Genomic DNA, 22,183 nt, shown 5'->3' on the forward strand with positions numbered 1-22,183 from the left:
AGTAAAGAGCCCGCGATGCGGGCTCTTTACTTTCAATGACAATCTGGCTGCACGGTAAAGGTTCGACTGGCATCCACCGGGCCCAGCTCCGCCAGCAGACGTCGGCCCAGCAGCACCGGATAGATCATCTTGCTGCGATCCCTCAGGGTGAACCACTCCTCATACACCTTGTCCCCCAGACAGATGGACATGGTCACCGTTGGCCGCTGCTCCATACCGCCCGCCCCGCGCACCGTCACGCTGCGCTCGACCCGCCGCTCGAACTGCTGTTTGACCAGCTTGCCGCTGTCGGCATCGGTCACCACCAGCCTGAAACGCACCCAGGGCTTGCCATCCCGTTTGAATCTGGTGATGGAGCGTGCATCGAGGGAAGAGGTGAGCGCCCCGGTGTCGAGTTTCATCTTCACCGCCACGCCGGTGGGCAAAATAAGTCCCTTCTCGATCCAGCCATAGCTGGTCGGGGTCTCTGCCAGCGCACTGCCACACAGTGCCAGCATCAGGGTGATCCCCACCATCATCTTGCCCATTTTACTGCCCTGCCTTGTCAATCCTGCGCCCAGATCTACCACAGTCCCATTGTGGGTCAATCCGATTTATTTCAGCTACTTGGATAATATCTGGCGGGTCAGGAGAGAGACGACAAAGAGTGGCCGAACGACGGCCCAAGCGGGCGGGAATATCGTAGGAGAGAAAGGCACCGAACGGTGCTGGATGAAACTGGTGGTTAACCTCAGGTTGTGACGCCAAAGGCTACCACAAGGATTTACAAATTATCAGTCTTGTTCTGAATGGATTTTTGCCTACACTGTTGTAAACCGGAGGGCCTGAAAACCACCGGTTTTTTTGCGCCTGCCGAAAATTTGCCACTGCAAAAGTGACTTTCAACAAGGCTCAATAAGGAATTTGTAATGCGTATCGAAGAAGACTTGAAGCTCGGTTTCAAGGATGTCCTGTTCCGCCCCAAGCGCTCTACTCTCAAGAGCCGTTCCCAAGTAAGCCTGACCCGTCAGTTCACCTTCAAACACACCCAGACCCAATGGCAAGGCGTACCCGTTATCGCCGCCAACATGGATACCGTCGGCAGCTTTGCAATGGCGCGCACGCTGGCCGGTTTCGAGATGATGACCGCGGTACACAAGCACTACAGCCTTGAGCAGTGGCAAGCTTTCGTCAACGAGACCGACCCGGCGCTGCTGGGCCATGTGATGGTCTCCACCGGCACCTCGGCTGAAGATTTCGCCAAGACCCGCCAGATCCTCGCCATGTCCGAAGCGCTGCGCTTCATCTGTGTCGATGTGGCCAACGGCTACTCCGAACACTTCGTCGAGTTCGTGCGCAAAATTCGTGAAGCCTGCCCCAACCACGTCATTCTGGCGGGCAACGTGGTGACCGGTGAGATGGTCGAAGAGCTGATCCTCTCCGGCGCCGACATCGTCAAGGTCGGTATTGGCCCGGGCTCGGTCTGCACCACTCGCGTCAAGACCGGTGTCGGTTATCCGCAGCTCTCCGCCATCATCGAGTGTGCCGATGCGGCCCACGGCCTCGGCGGCCAGATCGTCGGTGACGGCGGCTGCACCTGCCCGGGCGACGTCGCCAAAGCATTCGGCGGCGGTGCCGACTTTGTCATGCTGGGCGGCATGCTGGCAGCCCACGAAGAGTGCGGTGGCGAGATCGTCGATGTAGACGGTGAGCCCTTCATGAAGTTCTACGGCATGAGCTCCTCCAGCGCCATGGACAAGCACGCTGGCGGCGTCGCCGAATACCGCGCCTCCGAGGGTAAAACCGTGCTGCTGCCCTACCGCGGCACGGTCGAGAACGCCGTGCGCGACATTCTGGGCGGCGTGCGCTCCACCTGTACCTACGTCGGTGCCAGCCAGCTGAAAGAGCTGACAAAACGGACTACCTTCATCCGAGTTCGCGAGCAAGAGAACAACGTCTACGGCAAGGAGTAACCTGCCACAGACCGCCGTCACGCGCTGACGGTTAGAAGCCAGTCAACCGGTGTGCTACCCTGCGCACCGGTTTTTTTGCATCCGGGATCCTGAGCCATGACAACTCCCCTGCCCCCGTTTGACTGGGACATCTTCTGCTGCGTCGTCGACAACTTCGGCGACATCGGCGTCACCTGGCGACTCGCCCGCCAACTAAAACGGGAGGGGAATATAGCGGCACATGGCGATGAGGTTCAGGTGCGGCTCTGGGTGGACGATCTGGCAAGTTTCGCCCGCATCTGCCCCGGGCTCGACCCGGCGCAGGATGGCCAGTGGGTCGAGGGCATCTATATCCAGCACTGGCATGAGACCCTGCCGAGCGACATGACACCGGCCAGGGTGGTGATCGAGGCCTTTGCCTGCGAGCTGCCCACCCCCTTCATTGAACGAATAGCCGAGCAGATGGCGAGCCAACCCAAGCCCCCCTGCTGGATCAATCTGGAGTACCTCTCGGCAGAGAGCTGGGTCGAGGATTGCCACGGCCTCGCCTCGCCCCAGCGTGTTGGCAATAAAAGCCTCAACAAATACTTCTTCTTCCCGGGCTTTACCGCTAAAACCGGCGGCCTTTTGTGCGAGCACGACCTCATCACCGAACGGGAGCTGTGGCAGCAAGATGATGCGGGACTTACCGCCTACTGGGCCAGTCTCGGTTTGCCGCCCAGACAAGAGCACGAGCTGCGGGTCAGCCTCTTTACCTACGAGAGCGATGCGCTGCAAAGCCTGATCGAGAGCTGGTGCCAGAGCGCCACGCCCGTCACCCTGCTGCTGCCGCTGGGGCGCTCTCTCAACGATGTGCTCACCGGTGCCGGTCTGACTGATGCCATCCCTGCAGCCAAAGCGGGGGATCTGCTCCACTCGGGCAACCTCACCATCAAGCTGCTGCCGATGACCGATCAGGCCGGTTACGATCGACTGCTGTGGAGCTGCGATCTCAATCTGGTGCGTGGGGAGGACTCCTTCGTACGGGCACAGTGGGCGGCTCGTCCTTTCCTCTGGCACATCTACCAGCAGGAAGAAGAGGCCCATCTGGTCAAGCTGGAGCAGTTCCTTGACCACTACTTATACGATCTACCCGCCGAGTGCGGCCAATGGCTGCGCCGCTTTAATCTGGCTCTCAACTGTGGCGAAGATTGCAGCGAACTTTGGGCCCAATGGCCCCGATATAGCGCCATTTGGCAGCAACATGGGCGAAGCTGGTCACAGAAGTTGCTCCGGGACGGGGATCTCGTCACACGGTTGGTGAAATTTTTAGAAAGCCGTATATAATCTGGCAGTTTTTATCCGTCCGTTTCACGAACAGGAATTTTTTACATGAAAACCGCACAGGAAATCCGCGCTGGTAACGTAGTCATGATCGGCACCGAGCCGATGGTGGTTCAGAAGGCTGAATTCAACAAATCCGGCCGTAACTCCGCCGTGGTCAAAATGAAGCTGAAGGGCCTGCTGAACGGCAGCGCTACCGAGACCGTCTTCAAGGCCGACGACAAGCTGGACGTTGTTCAGCTGGAACGTAAAGAGTGCACCTACTCCTACTTCTCCGACCCCCTGTATGTCTTTATGGACACCGAGTACAACCAGTACGACGTAGAGAAAGACAACCTGGGTGACGTGCTGAACTACCTGGTAGACGGCATGGAAGACATCTGCGAAGTGACTTTCTACAACGAGAAAGCCATCTCCGTAGAACTGCCGACCACCATCGTGCGCGAAGTTGAGTACACCGAGCCGGCTGCCCGTGGCGACACCTCCGGTAAAGTGACCAAGCCTGCCCGTCTGAAAGGCACTACCTACGAGCTGGCTGTTGCCGCTTTCGTAGAGATCGGTGACAAGATCGAAATCGATACCCGCACCGGTGAATTCAAGCGTCGCGTCAACTAATTGACCGCTTTGAATTGATTGCAAAAAAGCGAGCCACCGGCTCGCTTTTTTATTGCCTCCGAGTTGTCATCGCACCACCCGCCTTCAGAAAATCCCGCCGCCGCCGCTAACCCTGTTAACCGGGGGAACACACTATGGCCAGATTATCCTTATCACTGCTGTTATTGACCTTGCTGGCTGGCCATGGGGCAGAGGCGAGCGAGGTTGCGCCCCCCGTTGCCGAACCTATGCCCCTCGACCACTGGCAAGCGAGCGACTGGAAAGGGCTACCCGATGCCACCCAGATCGACAAGCAGACGGTGCTGTTTGCCAAACACGACAGTGAAAACTATCTGGGGCTCGCCATTTTACTGCCCGACTGGCAGCGCAGCGGCCAGCTCTGGCAACTGACTCGCGCTCTCGGTCGGCTGGGCTTTGATACCCTGCTGCTGCTCCCCTCCCCCCAGCAGACCGAACTGGACCCAGCCGCTGAGAAAAAAGCGAAAAACAGCGATGAGTTTCGCAAGCAGTTTGCCGAGCGGATCAGCAAGCTGGCCGATGCCAAGCTGCAGGAGGGGGGCTTCAAGCTGATCCTGGCGCAAGGTACCGGCGCCGCCTGGACTGCCAACCTCATCGCCAGCGAACAGTTGCCCGCCCCCGATGCACTGGTGCTGCTCGATGGTTTTTTCCCCAACCAGCAGAGCAACCAGACCCTGGCCAAACAGGTGGCTCAGGCGGCCATCCCCACCCTGGACCTCTATCAGGAGGATGGCGGTCGCTGGCCCCTGCTGGCCGCCGAGGCCCGCAGAAGCGAGAGCCGGCGCAGCAACAAGCTCAACTATCGCCCCTACGCCCTGATGGAGCTGGAGGAGACCCCCACCCGCATTCAGGGCTGGCTCAACCATCTGGGCTGGCTCTAAACCAGCCGTCACCGTGGCGCAATAAAGCGCGCGCCAGCTCACATCTGCCGGATAAAGCCCAACCCTGCCACGACGATAGACTGGCTCTGACTGCATCCTCTTTGGCATCATGGCCTCTCGAACCTGAACAATGGCAGGAAGGCCCATGCAGCAGATTGTGTTTCTCGACAGCGATACCCTGGATGCGGGCATCACCCTGCATCACCCCGACTTCCCCCACCACTGGCAGAGCTATCCAAGTACTACCCCGGAACAGGTGGTGGAACGGCTCAAAGATGCCAGCATCGCTATCATCAACAAAGTACGGATCGGCGCCGCCGAACTGGCCCAGCTGCCTGAGCTCAAACTCATCGCCCTGGCCGCAACCGGCAGCGACAACGTGGATCTGGAAGCGTGCCGCGCCGCCAACGTCGGGGTGTGCAATATCCGCAATTACTCGGGCCCCTCGGTGCCGGAGCACGCCATGGCGCTGATGCTGGCCCTGTCGCGCAACCTCTTCTGCTGGCGCCAGTCGCTGCTGGAGGGACGCTGGCAACAGAGCGGCCAGTTCTGCTTTTTCGACCATAACATCATGGATCTGCACGGCAAGCAGCTTGGCATCATCGGCAAAGGGACGCTCGGTCAGGCGCTCGGCGAGCGGGCCAAAGGGATGGGGATGACAGTGCGTTACGCCCAGAGCCAGGTCGGCACCAGTCACGACGAGGATCGCTTGCCCCTCGACGAGTTGCTGCAAAGCTCGGACGTCATCAGCCTGCACTGCCCGCTCACCCCCTACACCCGCAACCTGATTGGCGAGCGGGAGCTGGATCTGATGAAACCGGGCGCCCTGCTGATCAACGTCGGCCGTGGCGGGCTGGTGGATGAGGAGGCGCTGCTGCAAGCGCTGGCCAACGGCCGCCTCGGTGGCGCCGGTTTCGATGTGGCGAGCGTCGAACCCCCGCCCCCCGACCATCCCTTGATGAAAGCGCTGCAATACCCCCACTTCATTCTGACCCCCCATGTGGCCTGGGCCAGCGAAGAGTCGATGCAGCGTCTCGCCGATCAGCTGATCGACAACATCAACGCCTTTGCCGCCGGTCGCCGCCAGCACCGGCTGGTGTAACCGCACAAGCGAGTAACCGCAAAATCGAGTGACCACACCATGCAAAACGGGGCCTGTTGGCCCCGTTTTGCATCTTTCGCACTCACTGCGCGCACATCAATCGTCGTCATGCCATCTGTGCTTCTTATGCTTTTTGTACTTCTTGTGGTGCTTGTGATGGTGATGATCGTCGTCATCATCGTAATAGCGATCCTGGCTCTTGTGGCCATCGCCCGTCTTGGCACCGATGGCCGAACCGCTCGCCCCGCCGACCCCGGCGCCGATCAGCTGACCGGTATCACCACCGACACTCTTGCCGATGGCGGCACCGCCCAGCGCCCCCACCGCGCCGCCAAGGGCCGCTTCATTCTTGTTGCCCTTGTTGGCCGTCGCAGCCCCACCAGCAGCACCGCCCAACGCAGCCCCCACCAGCGCACCGGTATCGCCACCCAGCTCCTTGCCGATCATGGTGCCCGCCACACCACCTGCGCCGCCACCCAAAATGGTATTGAGGGTCTCGGAGGCGTGCACGGTCGTGCTGCCAGCCAGCAAGGCGCCCAGCAGTGCCAGTGCGCGAAGAGCACGCGAATTCATCTCCATGGGTACTCCTGTCAAACCTGATTAATATTCAGCGGCACTATACAAAGTGCCACGGGGTTCGCCAGCCGGCAGAAATGAGGGATGCGACAGTCAATGGCCGCACGGCCACCGCCCAGAATGGAAGAGTAAAATCAAGCAATTGAATTTAAAGATTAAAATCACCAAAAAGCCATAATATTACGGCAGGGTGACCCACAATCGGGTTGTCGTGTCCCGGCACAGGCCCGCCGCGCTGGGACAAAAGCTGTCAGTCAGCAGCCTCATCCGCCAAATGCCAGCAGTCCCGGCCAGCCTCCTTGCTACGATAAAGGGCTGCATCAGCACGCTCGAAGATGGGGTCGGCAAGGGGTGAATGGCAGGCGCCGCCGATACTCAAGGTGACCTGCCCCTTGTGCTCACGCCACTGTTGATGTCGCACCACGTCAAGCAGACAATTGAGCTTCTCCGCCAACTCATCCTGTGGCTGTTGCAGCAGAGCGGCAAACTCATCGCCACCAATCCGGTAAACCGTGCTCACCCCCAGCACATCAGCAAGACAGTTGGCCACCCGACACAGCACCTGATCGCCGAAGGCATGACCCCGACTGTCATTGAGTCCTTTGAAGTGATCAATATCAAACAGCAGCAGCCAGAAGCGCTCCCCCCTCAGCTCCAGCGCGCTCTTGTGCTGCTCGAAGGCTCGCCGGTTCATGATACCGGTCAGAGGGTCCCGCAACAGCGCATCCTGCCCCTTGAGGAAGCTGGCCCTGACCTGATCGATCTCGTTCAGGCTGCGTCGCACAAACCAGGTATTGGCCTTGGTGATAGGGGGAGAACTCTCCAGATTGCGCACGATACCGGTCAGTGACCCCGACACCAGCGCCTGCTCCTGGCGGAAGATCCGCACCAGCAGACTCAGCGTGCAACACCAGATGGCAAACAGGGAGATCAATGGCAAAACCACCATCTGCAGCGCCTCATAGAGGCTGTTACGAAACAGCACGGGCGGCAGATAGATATTGAGATCCCAGCCAATATCCGCCAGCTCGCGCTTAAGGAAAGTGCCATGACACAACACATCCAGACCGAGCCACTGCTGGCCCTGATGTTGCTCGATGGGATGATCTGCCAGCAGATCCATATTGCTGCCCACCACCAGCTGGCCGCTGTCGCGCAAGGTAAGATAGAGTGCGGCCTGATTGCCACCAACCGTCCGCTGTAGCGCCTGCTGCAGCGAGTCGAACGACATGTCGACCATCAGCAGCCCCAGCAGTTGCCCCTGATCGTCCCGCACCCGTTTAATCAGGCTGAGTATCAGTTCATTGGTATTGTATTCAGGGTAGGGGCCAAACCAGACGAGCTCGTCGCCCGGCATGGTGGTCACCTGATACCAGGGTCGCAGCGCCGCCTGATAACCGGGGGGCGGTAGCCAGTCCGGGTAGCTGTCGATACGATCCGCGTTCAGGTTGTAAAAGTAGATGTAGTGGTTGCCTGGTTTGATCTTGTGCGCAATGGCCCAGATGGGGGAGTCGGCCAGCCCGCCGCGAGCGATCTTCTCCTTGTCGAGCGAGGCCTCCAGCACCGCCAGTTGCCGCTCATTGACCTTCACCATCTCGTGGATCAGGGACGCTTCAACGGAGGATGCCATGTGGCCGAAACCGGATACCGTCATGTCGATATCCCTCAGATAGCTGGCAATAGCCATGATGATCGTCACTATCAGGATCATCAAACCAATTAATGCAGAGAGGGGGACCAGCACATAGTAGCGTTTATTGAGATACGAACGGCTCACATCACATCCGAACCAAGAAAACATACGGGGATTGTGGGAGAGAAAGGAGAGTGAATCATTGATTAATATCACTTTCGCGCCCCTTAAATGACACTTCCAACACTAACGAAACGTCAAGGTTCGCAAACGAATATCAACTGACAGGAAAAACGCTAGTTACCCCGGGTTAACCCCGCTCTGCATCGCGGGTGTTATAGTCTATACCTGATTCGGCAGGCGCTGGACAAACCGTCCATCACCGGCTGCAACGCCAAGCAGAACAAGGAGATGTTATGAGCAGTCCGTTTATCGAACAGATCAAAGCACGTCGTACCATCTATGCCCTGGGCGACCAGGTGTCCCATACACCGGAGCAGCTGACGGCCCTGATCCAGGATGCCATCAGGCACAGCCCCTCCTCCTTCAACTCCCAGAGCTCCCGTGCCGTCATCCTGTTTGGCGCCCAGCACCACAAGCTGTGGGATATCGTCAAAGCCGAGCTGAAAAAGATTGTGCCGCCGGAGGCCTACGCCCAGAGTGAGGCCAAGGTAGATGGCAGCTTTCGCGCAGGCTTTGGTACCGTGCTGTTCTTCGAAGACACCGACGTCATCAAGGATCTGCAGCAAAAATTCGCCCTCTACGCAGACAACTTCCCCATCTGGTCGGAACATGCCACCGGCATCGCCCAGTTTGCGGTCTGGACGACGCTGGCGCAGGAGAAAGTCGGTGCCTCCCTGCAGCACTACAACCCGCTGATCGACGAGGCGGTACGCAAGGAGTGGAACCTGCCCGCCAGCTGGCTGCTGCGCGCCCAGATGCCCTTTGGCAGCATCAAGCAACCGGCCGGTGACAAGACCTTTATCGACGATGCCACCCGTTTCCGCGTTTTCAAATAACTGTTGAGAAAGCAAAACGCCCCCGCATCTCGGGGGCGTTTTTATTGCGGCATACAGTGTTGATGGCGATGGTTCATACCACAATCTGCGGTCGTAATACGCTCGTTCCACCGCTCAGGTGAGCAGCGTCACCAGCAGGGACTCGACTTTCCCCAACGCCACCTTCACCTCGCGCCAGTCGCGGATCACCGCCACCACCGCCGGATTGAGCGGCGCATCGCCCCCTACCTGCACCACGGTGCAACCTGCGCGCAGGGCGCTCTCGATACCGGCCGGGGCATCCTCGAACACCAGACAACAATCGGGCGACACGCCAAGCCGTTCAGCCCCCAGCAGATAGGGTTCGGGATCGGGTTTGCCATTGATCACTGCTTCGGCCCCCACCAGTACGTGGGGCAGCGGCAAACTGGCACAACTCAGGCGATGGCGGGCAACCCGCTCACTGGCGGAGGTCACAATGGCCCAATGCTCTGGCGGCAAGCGGCGCAGCAACTCGCCAGCCCCAAAGATGCCGTCGCCACCGGTATGCAGCATCTCCAGCTCGTCGAGCCGCGCCGCCTCCCGCTCCACATCCAGCTGCGGGGCCAACGCCCGGATTACCTCACGTGAGCGCATACCGTGGCACATAGCCAACACCGGCTCTGGGGCAAGCTGATGATACTGGCACCAGAGCCGCCACACCTTCTCCACATCGCCGGTAGAGCAGACCAAGGTGCCATCCATATCGAGCAGCAGGGCGGATACCGACAGGGTGATCGTGTTCATGCCACCACTCATACTGACACTCATACAGGCACCCCGGCCAGCTCGGGCAGAGAGCCAGAGAGCGCATCGGCAAAGGCCTGCTGCTGGGCTGCACGCTCATAACAGGCCAGCGCGTGCTCGGCACTGCCAGCCCACACCTGCAAGGGGCCGACCACAAAACCCTGTTGCAGCAGGCTGGCGAGCAGCTCCCCCGTCTCCGGGGCCGCCAATGGCTGGGCCAGCACCAGCGTGCCCTTGATCAAAAAAAGATAACGTTGAGTGGACATGATATGGCTCCTTGTTCCGGTTCAGAGGAGGGCTATTCCCCCCTTGCAGAGCCATTAGAACAAGGCGATTAGATAATTTATAATCAATAAATCGCCACTTTGGATAACCAATTGGAATGAGATTCGACTTGAGGCAACTGCAGGCGTTTGTGACGCTGGCCGACACCGCTAACTACCGGGAAGCGGCCAGCCGCCTCTTTATCACCCAGCCGGCCCTCACCAAGCAGATCCAGGGGCTGGAGCAGACGCTGGGCTGCACCCTGTTCAAACGGGGCCGCCACGGTGCCGAGCTGACAGCACTCGGTGCCCAACTGCTCACTCAGGCGAGTGCGCTGGTCGAGCACGGTCGGGAGTTCGAAAGCCATGCGCTGGCGGTGGCGAGCGGCGTGGCCGGTCGACTCAAAATTGGCTTCGGTCTGTCGAGTTTCGCACTGGCCCCTGCGCTGGTGGCCCGCTTCAAACAGCAGGTCACGGACGTGATGGTCCATCTGCAGGATATGCCCTCCGCCATCCAGCAGGAGCAGTTGCTCTCCGGCCAGTTGCAGCTTGGCTTTATGCGCAGACCTCAGATGCCCCAGTTGCAGGAGCACAGACTGCTGATCGACCGGCTGGTGCTGGCGGTGCCGACACGGATGACCGAGCCAGACCCGGCCGCATTCGACGTCCAGCAGGCACTGATCAGTCAACCCCTGTTGCAGATGGTGGGCCACCGCTGCCCTGGGCTCAGCCAGCAGATCGCCGGTTTTCTCGGCGCCAATCGGCTGACCGGCATGGTCCAGGAGGCCGAGGATATCCAGACGCTGGTGGCATTGGTCGCGGCGGGCATAGGCAACGCCATCCTGCCGCGCAGCGTCAGCTTTATCGCAGGGCCCGATGTCACCCTCTATCCGCTCTCTGGTCCCAGCTCCGAGTGGGAGGTCAGCATGGTATGGAATCCGGACTTTGCCGACCCCATCCGGGATCACTTCGTCAGGCAGGTGATCGCCAGCCATCCCCTGCCGGTGTCAGCCACGCCCGAGCGCTGAAACCAACCCTTGCTGGTAGCTAACATCGTGCCACGTCAAAACAGTGCGCCCCCATCAAGGGGGCGCATGCAGGACAAAAGCGGCAATGCGGCTCAACAGCTGGCGCAGTGGCTACGGTTTTTACCCGCCCCCTTGGCGCAATAAAGCGCCGCATCGGCCGCGGCCAGCAACGCACCTTCCCCCTCCAGCAGTTGCTCAGCCGTGTAGGTGGCAATGCCAATGCTGGCGCTAAGCTGAATATTATTTGCCACCACGATGTCTAGATCGTTGATGGCCTGGCGGATCTCCTCTCCAATCCGCTGGGCCGCATCTCGATCGGTATTGCCGAGGATCAGAGCAAACTCGTCACCACCAAAACGGCAGGGCAGATCCGCCGGACGCTGGCAGAAGGATTGCAGAAGATGGCCCACCAGCTGGAGGGAGCCATCCCCCATCTGATGACCAAGATGGTCATTGCACGCCTTGAAGTTATCCAGATCCAGCATGATGAGGGAGAGCGGAGTATGTTCACGCATGCTGCGCCGCCACTCGTTATGCAAAAAGCTGTTGAATAGCCGCCGATTGGCCAGTCCGGTCAAGGGATCATGTTGGGAGAGGCTGGCAACTTCCAGCTCCAGCAGCTTGCGCTCGGTGATATTGATATGGGCGATGGAAAAAAACTCGGCATCAAGCCCGGGTACCGGCGCTACTCGCATCATAAACCAGCGCTGGGTGTCGGGGCTGTGGCAGGGGTATTCCAGATAGAACTTCTCCTGCTGATGACGGATGACCCGAAGGATCCCCTCCACGGCAGCCAATCCAGAGGGCTCGGATTCAGCGTCACAAGCCCCCATGTAATTGACCCCAATCCAGTTATATCCCTTGGGCATGCCGTTTTGCTCGGCAAACAGATCCCAGGCGAGATTGGTGTAATGGATCACGCCATCCCGATCTATCACCGATATCTGGTCTTCCAGCGAATCCAGCAGCGCAGCCAGATGATGGGCTCGCTCGGCGAAGTGACTCTGCCGCGTCTGTATCTCATCCGCCATGGTGGCCATCCTGTGGCAAAAGTGGCATACCGCCACCTATTAACAATTAAGTCAGCAGATAGAGTAAAGCACCCCATTCCCACTTAGCCAACTGAGACCAAATTTCACCATCGAACATCATCCGGCAAGGTTTCAGGCCAGTTTCCCTGTTCCGGATAACAAGAGCACATCATGATCATATGTATCTGATAAGTCACATTTAATGACCACACCACTGATTTTCACAGGGGATGCCATCTCCTTCCCCATCCATCTTGGTACCAGGGCAGTTTTGTAAAAACCAGGTTGCCTCCTCGCAGGAGGTCATCTGGAAGCAATGCTGCCGACCATCACACTGACGAATAAAGGTCGTTGTCTGTGGCGTGCTGACCGAGGTGCTGACCTCCTCCTGATTGAAAGAGGAGACCGGCAATGGCGCCATCGACTCGGCCGAGAAACGGGAATAGATGGAAAAGAGGCCGACGAGCACCAGCAGGGGGATCAATTTGCCACTCCAGCTGCTCTTGCGACGTCGATAGGGGTTACTTCTCTCTCTGGTCGAGGTGGGGCGTGGCGGCTGACTTGCTGCCCGAAACGATGGTGCCGCTGATGATGCGGCCGACGGCACGGCATCCGCCAACGTGAGCGGGCGATCGGGGAAAAAGACCTGTAACGCCCTCGGTTTGCCATCCTGGCCACTGCCGATCAGATAGGTGACACGCTCCCCCGGCTCTGGCACGCGGCCATCTGATTGCAGCGCCGTAACATGCACAAACAGCCCTGCACTGCGTGCTCCATTCATTGCCTGCTCGGCGCCATTTTGCTCCGGCGTAATAAATCCAAAGCCGCGCGCCTCGTTCCAGCTCGCGATCCGTCCCTGATAACGCATCTGTCCATCCTTGTTGTTATCCATGTGAAGACTATCTTGCCCGACAATCATGTTGCCCAAAAGCGCTACGGCCCGACAGGGGGCCGCAGAGTCAATCTCAACACGGTGCTCGGATGCTGCCTGCGTTAAGGATCAAGCCAGCCGGGACACCTTGATGATCTCGGCGATGCGACCCAGCATCCGCAGCGAGGTGTGATGCTCTGTGGCATCTGCGGCGGCGCAGGCATCCTCCAGAATGGTGATGGCGTAGTCGCGATCGTGACCATCCCGCGTCGCAGCCTGAATGGCCCAGCTGGTGCTCACCCCGCACAGATAGAGGTGGTCGATGTGATTGGCCCGCAGCGCAGGCTCCAGCGCCGTGCCATAGAAGGGGCTCACTCTGGGCTTGGTCGGCACCAGATCACCGGGTTGCACATCCAGATCAGGATGAAAGTCGGTGCCGCTGTCAGCCAAAGAGAGCGCCCCCAACTGGTGAGCGCGACCAAACATGGGAGACCCCTTGGGTTGCAGCTGATAGCCGCCGTCAAAGCCGACCTTGATCAGCACTACCAGCCAGCCGTTGGCGCGGGCATGGGCCAGCGCCTGATTGGCATGCGCAATGGCATCCTGCTCCAGCACATGGGCTGCGGAGGCGGCGATGCGCCCATCGGGGTGGGCGATGTCGTTGATAAAATCGATCACCAGCAGTGCCTTGTTCATCACCTTTGCTCCTTCGCGCATTCAGCCCGTGTTATCTGGTTCCTACCTGTCAAACCAGCCCCAGTGCATAGCGCAGTGCCATCTCCTTTAAGGGGCCAGCTTTATCCGCCAGATTGAGGGCCAGATTGCGGGCCAGCTTGAGGGGGCCAATCTCGTTGCTGAACACCCCGTAGAAGAGATCCATCCCCGACTGCATCAGCAGGTTGTCGGGGCAACGGCGCCGCTCGTAACGCTCGGCCAACGCCAGTTGATGCCAGTCGGCGCCAGCTCCTTGCAGCAAGTCGACCCAGCAGGCCACATCCTTGAAGCCGAGGTTGACCCCCTGCCCCGCCAGCGGGTTGATGGTGTGGGCAGCATCGCCAAGCAGCACCACCCGACCGGCGTGATAGTCGTTGGCGTGGCGGCGCACCAGCGGGAAGCTCCCCTTGCCGGTGACGGTAAATCCACCGAGCCGACTCGGGAAGTGGCGGCGCACTTCGGCGGCAAGCCCTTCGTTGCTCATGGCTGCCAGCGCCCGGATCCGGGCCGGGCTGTCATACCACACCAGAGAGCCGTGCTGACCGGGCAGCGGCAGGAAGGCGCGCGGGCCGCTCGGGGTGAACTGCTGCCAGGTGATATCTTCCTGCGCAAAGTCGGTGTCGATATTGATCAGCATGCAGTGCTGGCGGTACTCGAAGCGCGATACGTCGATACCCGCCAGCTTGCGGGTGTGGGATTCGGCACCATCGCAAGCCAGCACCCAGCGGGCCGCCAGCTCAGTGCCGTCGTCCAGAGTCAGCACAGCGTCATCTGCACTCTGGCGCAGGCTGGTCACCGCCGCCGGGGTGTGGGTCTGGATGGTGGGAAAATCCTCCATCCGTTTGAGCAGGGCGAGCTGCACCAGCCGGTTTTCGATGATGTAGCCGAGCTGGGGCAGACCGAGATCGGCGGCATTGAAGCGGGTGGCAAAGCCGTCCAGCTCCCAGGTCTCCAGCCGGCGGTAGGGGCAGAGCCGCATCTGCTGCAGATGGTGCCAGGCACCGGCCTGCTCCAGCAGCGCCACCGAGGCCTGACTGATGGCGGAGACCCGCAGATCCAGCGGCTGCTCCGGCGCGTAATGCTCCGGCAGTTGGGTCTCGATGACCCGCACCGAGAGACCCTGAGCCGCCAGCAGACAGGCAGTGGCGGCGCCCACCATGCCGGCGCCGACGATGGCGATATCACACTGTTCCATACATTTATTCCTGAAAGGGTGCGTCCGGCGACAGCGCCCGGACGTGAACCGGATGGCAGCATGATAGCGCAAGGGCGGCTGATAAACAGTGAGACAAACGGGGAATTGCTGCGTCAAATCAAGGAGAAAGCTTATTGAGCTTGCTGGCAACAGGTATCGGGTGAGCACCATTGCCAGCTGGATATTAGCTAGGCAGTATCCAGATTGCGGAGTAAAATGCGCGGTCCTTTGACCATGCCGATTTCAAAACAAGTCAAGAGAAGCAATGAGCAAGAAACTTCACATTAAAACCTGGGGTTGCCAGATGAACGAGTATGACTCGTCCAAAATGGCCGACCTGTTGGATGCCAGCAATGGCTACACCCTTACCGAAGAGCCCGAAGAGGCAGATGTCTTGCTGCTCAATACCTGCTCCATCCGCGAAAAGGCGCAGGAGAAGGTGTTCCACCAGCTGGGACGCTGGAAAAAGCTCAAGGCCAACAAGCCCGGTCTGGTGATCGGCGTGGGTGGCTGCGTTGCCTCTCAGGAGGGCGATGCCATCCGCCAGCGCGCTCCCTATGTGGATATCGTGTTCGGCCCGCAGACCCTGCATCGCCTGCCCGCCATGATCAAGGAAGTGCAAGAGGGCCGTGGTGCCCAGGTTGATATCGCCTTCCCCGAGATCGAAAAATTCGACAGCCTGCCCGAACCGCGCGCCGAAGGGGCTACCGCGTTCGTCTCCATCATGGAAGGCTGCTCCAAATACTGTACTTACTGCGTGGTGCCCTACACCCGCGGTGAAGAGGTGAGCCGACCGCTGGACGACGTGCTCTACGAAATCGCCCAGCTCGCCCAGCAGGGCGTGCGCGAAGTGAACCTGCTCGGTCAGAACGTCAACGCTTACCGCGGCCCGACCTTTGATGACGGCATCTGCACCTTCGCCGAGCTGCTGCGTCTGGTGGCCGCCATCGACGGTATCGATCGCATTCGCTACACCACCAGCCACCCGATCGAGTTCACCGACGACATCATCGAAGTCTACAAAGACACCCCGGAAGTGGTCAGCTTCCTGCACCTGCCGGTGCAGAGCGGCTCTGATCGCATCCTGACCATGATGAAGCGCCCGCACACCATCCTGGAGTACAAATCCAAGATCCGTCGCCTGCGTGCCGCCCGTCCCGACATCACCATCAGCTCCGACTTCATCGTTGGCTTCCCGAACGAGACGGACGAAGACTTTGAAGCGACCATGAAGTTGATCGAGGATGTGGGTTTCGACATGAGCTTCAGCTTCATCTTCAGTCCGCGCCCGGGCACCCCGGCCGCCGACATGCCCGACGATGTCGACATGGAAGTGAAGAAAGCCCGTCTGGCCCGCCTGCAGCACGTCATCAACAACCAGGCGATGCAGATTGGCCGCGCCATGCTGGGCACCACCCAGCGCATCCTGGTGGAAGGGCCCTCCAAGCTCGACCCGATGCAGCTGTGTGGTCGCACCGAGAACAACCGGGTGGTCAACTTCGAAGGCCAGCACACCCTGATCGGCGGTTTTGCCGACGTGGAGATCACCGAGGTACGTCCCAACTCCCTGCGCGGCAAGTTCATCCGCGGCGAGAGCGAGATGAACCTGCGGATCGCCACCGCCCCGAGCGAGATCCTGGCCCGTCGCCCGGATAACGTGCCGGACGAGCTGGGCGTTGCCGCCTTCACTCCCCATTAATCCCCTCCTCCCCATTCGCCCGGCGGATGGGGAGCGCCTTGAGACGAGGATATTTTGAGCCGACACATCTCGACCCTGAATCTGCATCTGGAGCCCGCCGACAACCAGCGCCTTGCCAGCCTGTGCGGCCCCTTCGATGACAACATCAAGCAGCTGGAGCGCCGCCTCGGCGTCGAGATCAGCTACCGTGACAGCCACTTCCAGTTGGTGGGCAAACCGGCCCAGCTGGATGCCGCCGCCGTCATCCTCAAACACCTCTATGTGGAAACCCAGCCCCTCAAGGGTGGCAAGGTGACCGACATCACCCCCGACATGGTCCATCTGGCCATTCAGGAGTCGCGGGTGCTGGAGCAGGATGACGAACCTGCGCCGAGCATCCCCTATGGCAAGGAGGTGACGGTCAAGACCAAGCGCGGTCTCATCAAGCCACGCAGCCCCAATCAGGCCCAGTACATCGCCAATATCGTGCGCCACGATATCTGCTTTGGCATAGGCCCGGCCGGTACCGGCAAGACCTACCTGGCGGTCGCAGCAGCAGTGGATGCGCTGGAGCGTCAGGAAATTCGCCGCATTCTGCTGACCCGTCCGGCGGTGGAAGCGGGCGAGAAGCTGGGCTTCCTGCCCGGGGATCTCTCCCAGAAGGTGGATCCTTACCTGCGCCCGCTCTACGACGCCCTGTTCGAGATGCTGGGCTTTGAGCGGGTCGAGAAGCTGATGGAGCGCAACATCATCGAGGTGGCGCCGCTCGCCTACATGCGTGGTCGTACCCTCAATGATGCCTTTATCATTCTCGATGAGGCCCAGAACACCACCACCGAACAGATGAAGATGTTCCTGACCCGCATCGGTTTCAACTCCAAGGCTGTGGTCACCGGTGACATCACCCAGGTAGACCTGCCGCGCAACGCCAAATCCGGCCTGCGCCACGCGCTGGAAGTGCTGCCAGGGGTCGATGGTCTGTCGTTCAACTTCTTCGAGTCCAAAGACGTGGTTCGCCACCCGGTGGTGGCCCGCATCGTGCAGGCCTATGAGGCGTTCGACGCCAAACAGGCAGCCGAGAAGGTGGCCGGCCAAACAAACTCCAGCAAAGAGAGCGAGCAATGAGCGTAACCCTGGATCTGCAGCTGGCCAGTGCCAGCACTGATAGCCTGCCCACCGAAGCCCAACTGCAAGGCTGGCTCGACGGCACCATTCTCGGCTTCCAGCAAGAGGCAGAAGTGACGGTGCGCATCGTCGACGAGGCGGAGAGCAACGAGCTCAACCTCACCTATCGCGGCAAGGACAAGCCCACCAATGTGCTCTCCTTCCCGTTCGAGGCGCCACCCGGTCTGGAGCTGCCGCTGCTCGGCGATCTGGTGATCTGCCGTCAGGTGGTGGAACGGGAAGCACAGGAGCAGGGCAAGCCCCTCATAGCCCACTGGGCCCACATGGTTGTGCACGGCAGTCTGCATCTGCTAGGTTATGACCATATCGAGGATGAGGAAGCCGAAGAGATGGAAGCGCTTGAGCGCGACATCATGCAGGAGCTCGGTTTTGCCGATCCTTATCTGAACGACGAAGAGTAAAGAACCGGATGGTCATCGTCTTGAAACAGCAGATGGCCATCCTTATATAACCCGAACTATTTCAAGTGTGTTCATACGAGTAACCAAGAGAAAAAATGACCGACGATCACCCTAGTACCGGCTCGCCGAAGAAAACCTGGCTCGACAAACTCAGCCAACTCTTCCAGGGCGAGCCAAAAGACCGCAATGATTTGGTAGACGTGATAGCCGATGCCGAAGAGCGCGACCTCATCGATCAGGACACCAAGGACATGATCGAGGGGGTGCTGGAGATCGCCGATCTTCGCGTGCGCGATATCATGATCCCCCGCTCCCAGATGGTGACCATCGAGAAGTCCCAGCCGGTGGATGCAATCCTGCCGGTGATCATCGAGTCCGGCCACTCCCGCTTCCCGGTGATCAACGAGGACAAGGATCATGTGGAGGGCATTCTGCTCGCCAAGGATCTGCTCCCCTTCGGGTTTGGCGGCCATCACGCCAGCGAGCCGCTGCAGCTCGAGAAAATCTTGCGCCCCACGGTGATCGTGCCGGAAAGCAAACGGGTTGACCGTCTGCTCAAGGAGTTCCGTGAAGAGCGCTACCACATGGCCATTGTGGTCGACGAATTTGGTGGCGTCTCCGGTCTGGTGACCATCGAAGACATACTGGAACTGATCGTGGGCGAGATCGACGACGAGTTTGACGACATCGAGGATGAGCCGGACGAAATCCGCCGCCTCAGCAAGCGGGTCTTCTCCATCAGTGCCCTGACCGAGATCGAGGATTTCAACGACTTCTTCGGCACCAAATTCAGCGATGAAGAGGTGGATACGGTAGGCGGTCTGGTGATGCACGCATTCAGCCACCTGCCCAAGAAGGGCGAGGAGATCGAGCTGGACGGCTACCTGTTCAAGGTGATGCATGCCGACCGGCGTCGTCTGCAGCAGTTGCAGGTGAAGATCCCCGAGCACCACGCGGCGGCGCAATCCGAGCCGCAATAGGCAGATCCGCTCGATGTGTGAAACAACGCCCCGACCTCGGGGCGTTGTGCTCTCTGCCACCGGCATCGAGGCTCGCCGTTGCCCCGCTTACAGGTTAAGATACCGGCCATTCGACCCCAGTTGCACACCAAGACGAGCACCATCGCCCGTGAGATTATCCCCTGTTACTTCCAAAATTCTGTTAAGCCTTAGTGCATTGGCCTCTGGTGCCATCGCCGTGCTGGCCTTCTCCCCCTTCGGCTACTGGCCGCTGGTGATCCCCTCCCTGCTTGGCCTCTACGCCCTGCTGGACAAAGCCACGCCAAAACAGGCTGCCTGGCGCGGTTTTGGCTACGCCATGGGACTCTTTTTGCCGGGGTTGTGGTGGATCCATGTCAGCATGACCGAGTTTGGCGGCATCCCGCTGCCGGTCGCCTTTGTGCTGCTGGCCGGGCTCTCCGCCTATCTGGCACTCTACCCGACGCTCGCCTGCTGGGTCTTTGCCCGCTTCTTTGGCGGCCGTCACTGGAGCCGCTGGCTGCTCGCCTTCCCGGCCCTGTGGTTGGTGGCTGACTGGCTACGTGGCTGGGCGATGACCGGTTTCCCCTGGCTCTGGTTTGGTTACAGCCAGATCGACGGCCCCCTCAAGGGCTTTGCCCCCATTCTCGGGGTGCAGGGCATCACCCTCGCCCTGTTGCTGTCCACCTCCGCTATCTGGCTGGTGTGGAAATCCCGCTCCCCGCTCTGGCTGGCGGTGCCTGCCCTGCTGGTGGCAGGTGCTCACGGTCTGATGCAGCTCAACTGGGTGACCCGTGGCGAGCCGGTCAAGGTGGCACTGGTGCAGGGCAATATCGCCCAGTCCCTCAAGTGGGATCCAGAGGCGCTGGCCCCCACGGTGCGCACCTATCAGGACTTGAGCCGCGAGAATCAGGATGCCGACATCATCATCTGGCCAGAATCGGCGATCCCGGCCATCGAGAAGGCGATGGGCCCCTATCTGGAGAATCTGGACAAGGCGATGAAGGTGAACGATACCGGCCTGCTGGCGGGGATCATTCACTACGACGAGCAGCAACAGCGCTTCTACAATACCGTGCTCGGCATGGGGGTGCAGGATGCGGATGGCAAGGAGTCCTACTTCTACAACCACTCCAACCGCTACAACAAGTACCACCTGCTGCCCATCGGCGAGTTCGTGCCGTTTGAAGATCTGTTGCGCCCCATCGCCCCCTTCTTCAACCTGCCGATGTCCTCCTTCAGCCGGGGTGACGAGGTGCAGCCCAACCTGATCGCCAAGGGGCTCAAGTTTGCCGCCGCCATCTGCTACGAGATCATCTTCCCGGAGGAGGTGCGCCGCAACGTCAATACCGATACCGACTTCCTGCTGACCGTCTCCAACGATGCCTGGTTCGGCACCAGCATCGGCCCGTGGCAACATATGGAGATCGCCCGGATGCGCGCGCTGGAGCTGGCTCGTCCGCTGCTGCGCGACACCAACACCGGCATCACCATCGTGACCGAGATCGATGGCAGCATCATCGGCCAAATCCCGCAGTTTGAAGCGGGCGTGCTGCGCAGCGAGGTACGTCCCGCCCACGGCGAGACCCCCTACCTGCGCTTTGGCAGCTGGCCCCTCTACGGCCTGACCGTGCTGCTGCTGGGTCTGGCGCTGGCGCTGCGCCCCAAGGCTCACCCCTGGGCCCGCGAGCTGTAATGGCCATCCGCAATCCCTGATAAACAACGAGGCGCCCGCAGGCGCCTCATTTTTTACGACAACTTATCACGCATCTTTTTGCAGGCAGCAGATCACATAGCCGTAACTGCCCAGATATTGGCGGTGGATGGCTACTTCCCGGCTCAAGTCCTGCCAGGCAGCACTCTCCCCCAGCTCGTCTCGATAGCGCACCAGATTGACCTCGATAGGGTCCAGATAGTTGTTCCAGGCGCTCATCGGCAAGGGAGTATGTGACAGGCAGCGGTAGCCTGCCGCTTGTATCGTTTCAAGCAGGCCCGCCAGCGTCTGCATGGCGGGATAATCCTGCTGCCAGAATGCCAACGCCTCCTCGGGCGGGTTATCGGTAAGCCAGACCGCATCACTCAGCACGATGCAAGCCTGCGGGCTCGCGAGCAGCGGACGCCACGCCTTCAGCGCATTGGCAACTCCCATCACGTAAGCGCTCCCCTCTGCCCAGATGAGGTCGGCCGGGGCCAGATCGTCCGGCAGTGCCGCCATGTTGGCGCAGAGGGTGGAGACATGCTCAAAGCCCGCAGCACGGGCGGAGTGCGCCACGGCGGCCAGTGCCTCCTCTTCCAGATCGATGGCCACAATGTCAGCATCGGTCACCTGAGCCAGTGCCATGGTCGAGGCACCGCGCCCGCAGCCCATGTCGAGGATCCGGCGCGGCCGGATGGGCAAGGCGGCAAACTGCTGCTGGGTGAAGGCGCGATCCCCCGGCCCCCAGTAACTCATGCCATCCAGCAGCTTGATAAAGTCCTTGATGTAACGCTCATGTTCATTCATGTCTTTGCTCAACCATTGCAAGTGGTAGCGATCTTTCTCGCTAAAACCCTGTTTCATCACCCACGCGAAGTAGGCCTCCGGTGCCTCGCGCTGCAGTTGCAGCTGCCAGGCCTTGAATTCCTCACCGGAGCGCGGACGCAACCCTGCCAGATCCGCCAACAGATCCCGGGCGCGCTGCATCCGCGCCAGCTCCTCATCGAGCTCCCTGACCCGGGCCTGCAATGCCGCTTGATCTATCTCGCCAGCCAGACAGGCGAGGCACTGCTTGAGGCTGAGACCACCTGCCTGCAGGGCCTGCACCATCTGCAGTCGCTGCAGATCCCCCTCGTCATAGTGGCGATAGCCGTTGGCGGCCCGGGTACCGGCAATCACCCCCAGTTTCTCGTAATAGAGCAGGGTGGAGCGGGCGAGACCGCAGCGGCGGGCCAGTTCGGATATTTTCATGGCAATCACTCACGGTGCGGGCCCTCAGAT

Annotated in this window: 22 protein-coding genes; 12 read left to right on the forward strand and 10 right to left on the reverse strand. The window is 60.1% G+C overall.

The features are described 5' to 3' along the window. Positions 1–32: 32 nt before the first annotated feature. On the reverse strand, positions 33–527 hold the full coding sequence (locus tag ACB040_RS02355) for an ATP-dependent zinc protease (protein WP_371153091.1): 495 nt from the start codon (positions 525–527) through the stop codon (positions 33–35). Between the two features lie 381 nt (positions 528–908). On the opposite strand from ACB040_RS02355, the gene ACB040_RS02360 reads away from it, so the two are divergent. The 5 genes from ACB040_RS02360 (at position 909) to ACB040_RS02380 (ending at position 5,870) form a co-directional block, all read left to right on the forward strand. Then, the gene (locus ACB040_RS02360) at positions 909–1,952 is read left to right on the forward strand and encodes a GMP reductase (RefSeq protein WP_371153092.1); all 1,044 of its coding nucleotides are present in this window, start codon (positions 909–911) and stop codon (positions 1,950–1,952) included. A gap of 96 nt (positions 1,953–2,048) precedes the next feature. Beyond that, positions 2,049–3,257 (forward strand): elongation factor P maturation arginine rhamnosyltransferase EarP, encoded by a 1,209-nt coding sequence (gene earP, locus ACB040_RS02365; RefSeq protein WP_371153093.1) that lies wholly within the window; start codon positions 2,049–2,051, stop codon positions 3,255–3,257. 45 nt (positions 3,258–3,302) lie between these two features. Then, a complete protein-coding gene (efp, locus tag ACB040_RS02370) occupies positions 3,303–3,869 on the forward strand; it encodes an elongation factor P (protein ID WP_005362323.1) in 567 nt (188 codons plus the stop codon). A gap of 134 nt (positions 3,870–4,003) precedes the next feature. Then, positions 4,004–4,768 (forward strand): DUF3530 family protein, encoded by a 765-nt coding sequence (locus tag ACB040_RS02375; protein ID WP_144714433.1) that lies wholly within the window; start codon positions 4,004–4,006, stop codon positions 4,766–4,768. A 145-nt stretch (positions 4,769–4,913) separates the two neighbouring features. Then, complete coding sequence (locus ACB040_RS02380) at positions 4,914–5,870, forward strand: D-2-hydroxyacid dehydrogenase (RefSeq protein ID WP_021229760.1); 957 nt, start codon at positions 4,914–4,916, stop codon at positions 5,868–5,870. 96 nt (positions 5,871–5,966) lie between these two features. On the opposite strand, the gene ACB040_RS02385 is transcribed toward ACB040_RS02380, so the two are convergent. After that, complete coding sequence (locus tag ACB040_RS02385; protein ID WP_005354064.1) at positions 5,967–6,449, reverse strand: YMGG-like glycine zipper-containing protein; 483 nt, start codon at positions 6,447–6,449, stop codon at positions 5,967–5,969. Between the two features lie 247 nt (positions 6,450–6,696). Continuing rightward, positions 6,697–8,247: a sensor domain-containing diguanylate cyclase gene (locus ACB040_RS02390; protein WP_042082705.1), complete on the reverse strand. Its 1,551-nt coding sequence runs from the start codon at positions 8,245–8,247 to the stop codon at positions 6,697–6,699. 248 nt (positions 8,248–8,495) lie between these two features. Here ACB040_RS02390 and ACB040_RS02395 point away from each other — a divergent pair, with 248 nt between their 5' ends. Then, positions 8,496–9,098: a nitroreductase family protein gene (locus ACB040_RS02395; protein ID WP_005348028.1), complete on the forward strand. Its 603-nt coding sequence runs from the start codon at positions 8,496–8,498 to the stop codon at positions 9,096–9,098. A 114-nt stretch (positions 9,099–9,212) separates the two neighbouring features. Here the strand turns inward: ACB040_RS02395 and ACB040_RS02400 are convergent, their stop codons facing one another. Together ACB040_RS02400 and ACB040_RS02405 are read right to left on the reverse strand one after the other, a co-directional pair. Then, complete coding sequence (locus tag ACB040_RS02400) at positions 9,213–9,863, reverse strand: HAD-IA family hydrolase (protein WP_338775011.1); 651 nt, start codon at positions 9,861–9,863, stop codon at positions 9,213–9,215. A gap of 20 nt (positions 9,864–9,883) precedes the next feature. Further along, positions 9,884–10,129 (reverse strand): hypothetical protein, encoded by a 246-nt coding sequence (locus ACB040_RS02405; protein ID WP_335841269.1) that lies wholly within the window; start codon positions 10,127–10,129, stop codon positions 9,884–9,886. A gap of 116 nt (positions 10,130–10,245) precedes the next feature. Here ACB040_RS02405 and ACB040_RS02410 point away from each other — a divergent pair, with 116 nt between their 5' ends. Further along, positions 10,246–11,154 (forward strand): LysR family transcriptional regulator, encoded by a 909-nt coding sequence (locus ACB040_RS02410; protein WP_040066838.1) that lies wholly within the window; start codon positions 10,246–10,248, stop codon positions 11,152–11,154. 92 nt (positions 11,155–11,246) lie between these two features. On the opposite strand, the gene ACB040_RS02415 is transcribed toward ACB040_RS02410, so the two are convergent. From ACB040_RS02415 to ACB040_RS02430, 4 genes are all read right to left on the reverse strand, one after another. Beyond that, positions 11,247–12,185 (reverse strand): sensor domain-containing diguanylate cyclase, encoded by a 939-nt coding sequence (locus ACB040_RS02415; RefSeq protein ID WP_103250756.1) that lies wholly within the window; start codon positions 12,183–12,185, stop codon positions 11,247–11,249. Between the two features lie 199 nt (positions 12,186–12,384). Next, complete coding sequence (locus ACB040_RS02420; RefSeq protein ID WP_371153211.1) at positions 12,385–13,053, reverse strand: cold shock domain-containing protein; 669 nt, start codon at positions 13,051–13,053, stop codon at positions 12,385–12,387. Positions 13,054–13,185: 132 nt separating this feature from the next. After that, positions 13,186–13,752 (reverse strand): cysteine hydrolase family protein, encoded by a 567-nt coding sequence (locus ACB040_RS02425; protein WP_139477366.1) that lies wholly within the window; start codon positions 13,750–13,752, stop codon positions 13,186–13,188. Positions 13,753–13,801: 49 nt separating this feature from the next. Beyond that, complete coding sequence (locus ACB040_RS02430) at positions 13,802–14,965, reverse strand: FAD-dependent oxidoreductase (protein ID WP_371153094.1); 1,164 nt, start codon at positions 14,963–14,965, stop codon at positions 13,802–13,804. 265 nt (positions 14,966–15,230) lie between these two features. On the opposite strand from ACB040_RS02430, the gene miaB reads away from it, so the two are divergent. From miaB to lnt, 5 genes are all read left to right on the forward strand, one after another. Then, positions 15,231–16,664: a tRNA (N6-isopentenyl adenosine(37)-C2)-methylthiotransferase MiaB gene (miaB, locus tag ACB040_RS02435; protein WP_042082727.1), complete on the forward strand. Its 1,434-nt coding sequence runs from the start codon at positions 15,231–15,233 to the stop codon at positions 16,662–16,664. Positions 16,665–16,718: 54 nt separating this feature from the next. Then, a complete protein-coding gene (locus ACB040_RS02440; protein ID WP_005354086.1) occupies positions 16,719–17,768 on the forward strand; it encodes a PhoH family protein in 1,050 nt (349 codons plus the stop codon). Beyond that, positions 17,765–18,229 carry an rRNA maturation RNase YbeY gene (gene ybeY / locus ACB040_RS02445; RefSeq protein ID WP_371153096.1) on the forward strand — a complete coding sequence of 155 codons (465 nt, stop codon included), beginning with the start codon at positions 17,765–17,767 and terminating at the stop codon, positions 18,227–18,229. The genes ACB040_RS02440 and ybeY overlap by 4 nt, the downstream gene beginning before the upstream one ends. Before the next feature lie 95 nt (positions 18,230–18,324). Beyond that, the gene (corC, locus tag ACB040_RS02450) at positions 18,325–19,209 is read left to right on the forward strand and encodes a CNNM family magnesium/cobalt transport protein CorC (protein ID WP_005354092.1); all 885 of its coding nucleotides are present in this window, start codon (positions 18,325–18,327) and stop codon (positions 19,207–19,209) included. Between the two features lie 148 nt (positions 19,210–19,357). Then, positions 19,358–20,902, forward strand: coding sequence for an apolipoprotein N-acyltransferase (gene lnt, locus ACB040_RS02455; RefSeq protein WP_371153098.1), 1,545 nt, complete (start codon positions 19,358–19,360; stop codon positions 20,900–20,902). Positions 20,903–20,968: 66 nt separating this feature from the next. Here lnt and ACB040_RS02460 read toward each other — a convergent pair whose 3' ends face one another. Continuing rightward, positions 20,969–22,153 carry a MerR family transcriptional regulator gene (locus tag ACB040_RS02460; protein ID WP_371153100.1) on the reverse strand — a complete coding sequence of 395 codons (1,185 nt, stop codon included), beginning with the start codon at positions 22,151–22,153 and terminating at the stop codon, positions 20,969–20,971. Positions 22,154–22,183: the final 30 nt, after the last annotated feature.

The sequence above is a fragment of the Aeromonas sp. S11(2024) genome (genome assembly GCF_041402345.1).
Taxonomy (GTDB): Bacteria; Pseudomonadota; Gammaproteobacteria; order Enterobacterales; family Aeromonadaceae; genus Aeromonas; species Aeromonas veronii.

What these genes read in the sequence shown, in the direction of transcription:
- ACB040_RS02420 (WP_371153211.1), bottom strand. Translation starts at nt 13,053, where the DNA reads ATGCGTTATCAGGGACGGATCGCGAGCTGGAACGAGGCGCGCGGCTTT.
- ACB040_RS02375 (WP_144714433.1), top strand. Translation starts at nt 4,004, where the DNA reads ATGGCCAGATTATCCTTATCACTGCTGTTATTGACCTTGCTGGCTGGC.
- ACB040_RS02430 (WP_371153094.1), bottom strand. Translation starts at nt 14,965, where the DNA reads ATGGAACAGTGTGATATCGCCATCGTCGGCGCCGGCATGGTGGGCGCC.
- ACB040_RS02385 (WP_005354064.1), bottom strand. Translation starts at nt 6,449, where the DNA reads ATGGAGATGAATTCGCGTGCTCTTCGCGCACTGGCACTGCTGGGCGCC.
- ACB040_RS02390 (WP_042082705.1), bottom strand. Translation starts at nt 8,247, where the DNA reads ATGTTTTCTTGGTTCGGATGTGATGTGAGCCGTTCGTATCTCAATAAA.
- ACB040_RS02360 (WP_371153092.1), top strand. Translation starts at nt 909, where the DNA reads ATGCGTATCGAAGAAGACTTGAAGCTCGGTTTCAAGGATGTCCTGTTC.
- ACB040_RS02405 (WP_335841269.1), bottom strand. Translation starts at nt 10,129, where the DNA reads ATGTCCACTCAACGTTATCTTTTTTTGATCAAGGGCACGCTGGTGCTG.
- efp (WP_005362323.1), top strand. Translation starts at nt 3,303, where the DNA reads ATGAAAACCGCACAGGAAATCCGCGCTGGTAACGTAGTCATGATCGGC.
- ACB040_RS02415 (WP_103250756.1), bottom strand. Translation starts at nt 12,185, where the DNA reads ATGGCGGATGAGATACAGACGCGGCAGAGTCACTTCGCCGAGCGAGCC.
- ACB040_RS02410 (WP_040066838.1), top strand. Translation starts at nt 10,246, where the DNA reads ATGAGATTCGACTTGAGGCAACTGCAGGCGTTTGTGACGCTGGCCGAC.
- ACB040_RS02395 (WP_005348028.1), top strand. Translation starts at nt 8,496, where the DNA reads ATGAGCAGTCCGTTTATCGAACAGATCAAAGCACGTCGTACCATCTAT.
- ACB040_RS02400 (WP_338775011.1), bottom strand. Translation starts at nt 9,863, where the DNA reads ATGAACACGATCACCCTGTCGGTATCCGCCCTGCTGCTCGATATGGAT.
- miaB (WP_042082727.1), top strand. Translation starts at nt 15,231, where the DNA reads ATGAGCAAGAAACTTCACATTAAAACCTGGGGTTGCCAGATGAACGAG.
- ACB040_RS02380 (WP_021229760.1), top strand. Translation starts at nt 4,914, where the DNA reads ATGCAGCAGATTGTGTTTCTCGACAGCGATACCCTGGATGCGGGCATC.
- ybeY (WP_371153096.1), top strand. Translation starts at nt 17,765, where the DNA reads ATGAGCGTAACCCTGGATCTGCAGCTGGCCAGTGCCAGCACTGATAGC.
- ACB040_RS02460 (WP_371153100.1), bottom strand. Translation starts at nt 22,153, where the DNA reads ATGAAAATATCCGAACTGGCCCGCCGCTGCGGTCTCGCCCGCTCCACC.
- ACB040_RS02425 (WP_139477366.1), bottom strand. Translation starts at nt 13,752, where the DNA reads ATGAACAAGGCACTGCTGGTGATCGATTTTATCAACGACATCGCCCAC.
- corC (WP_005354092.1), top strand. Translation starts at nt 18,325, where the DNA reads ATGACCGACGATCACCCTAGTACCGGCTCGCCGAAGAAAACCTGGCTC.
- ACB040_RS02355 (WP_371153091.1), bottom strand. Translation starts at nt 527, where the DNA reads ATGGGCAAGATGATGGTGGGGATCACCCTGATGCTGGCACTGTGTGGC.
- earP (WP_371153093.1), top strand. Translation starts at nt 2,049, where the DNA reads ATGACAACTCCCCTGCCCCCGTTTGACTGGGACATCTTCTGCTGCGTC.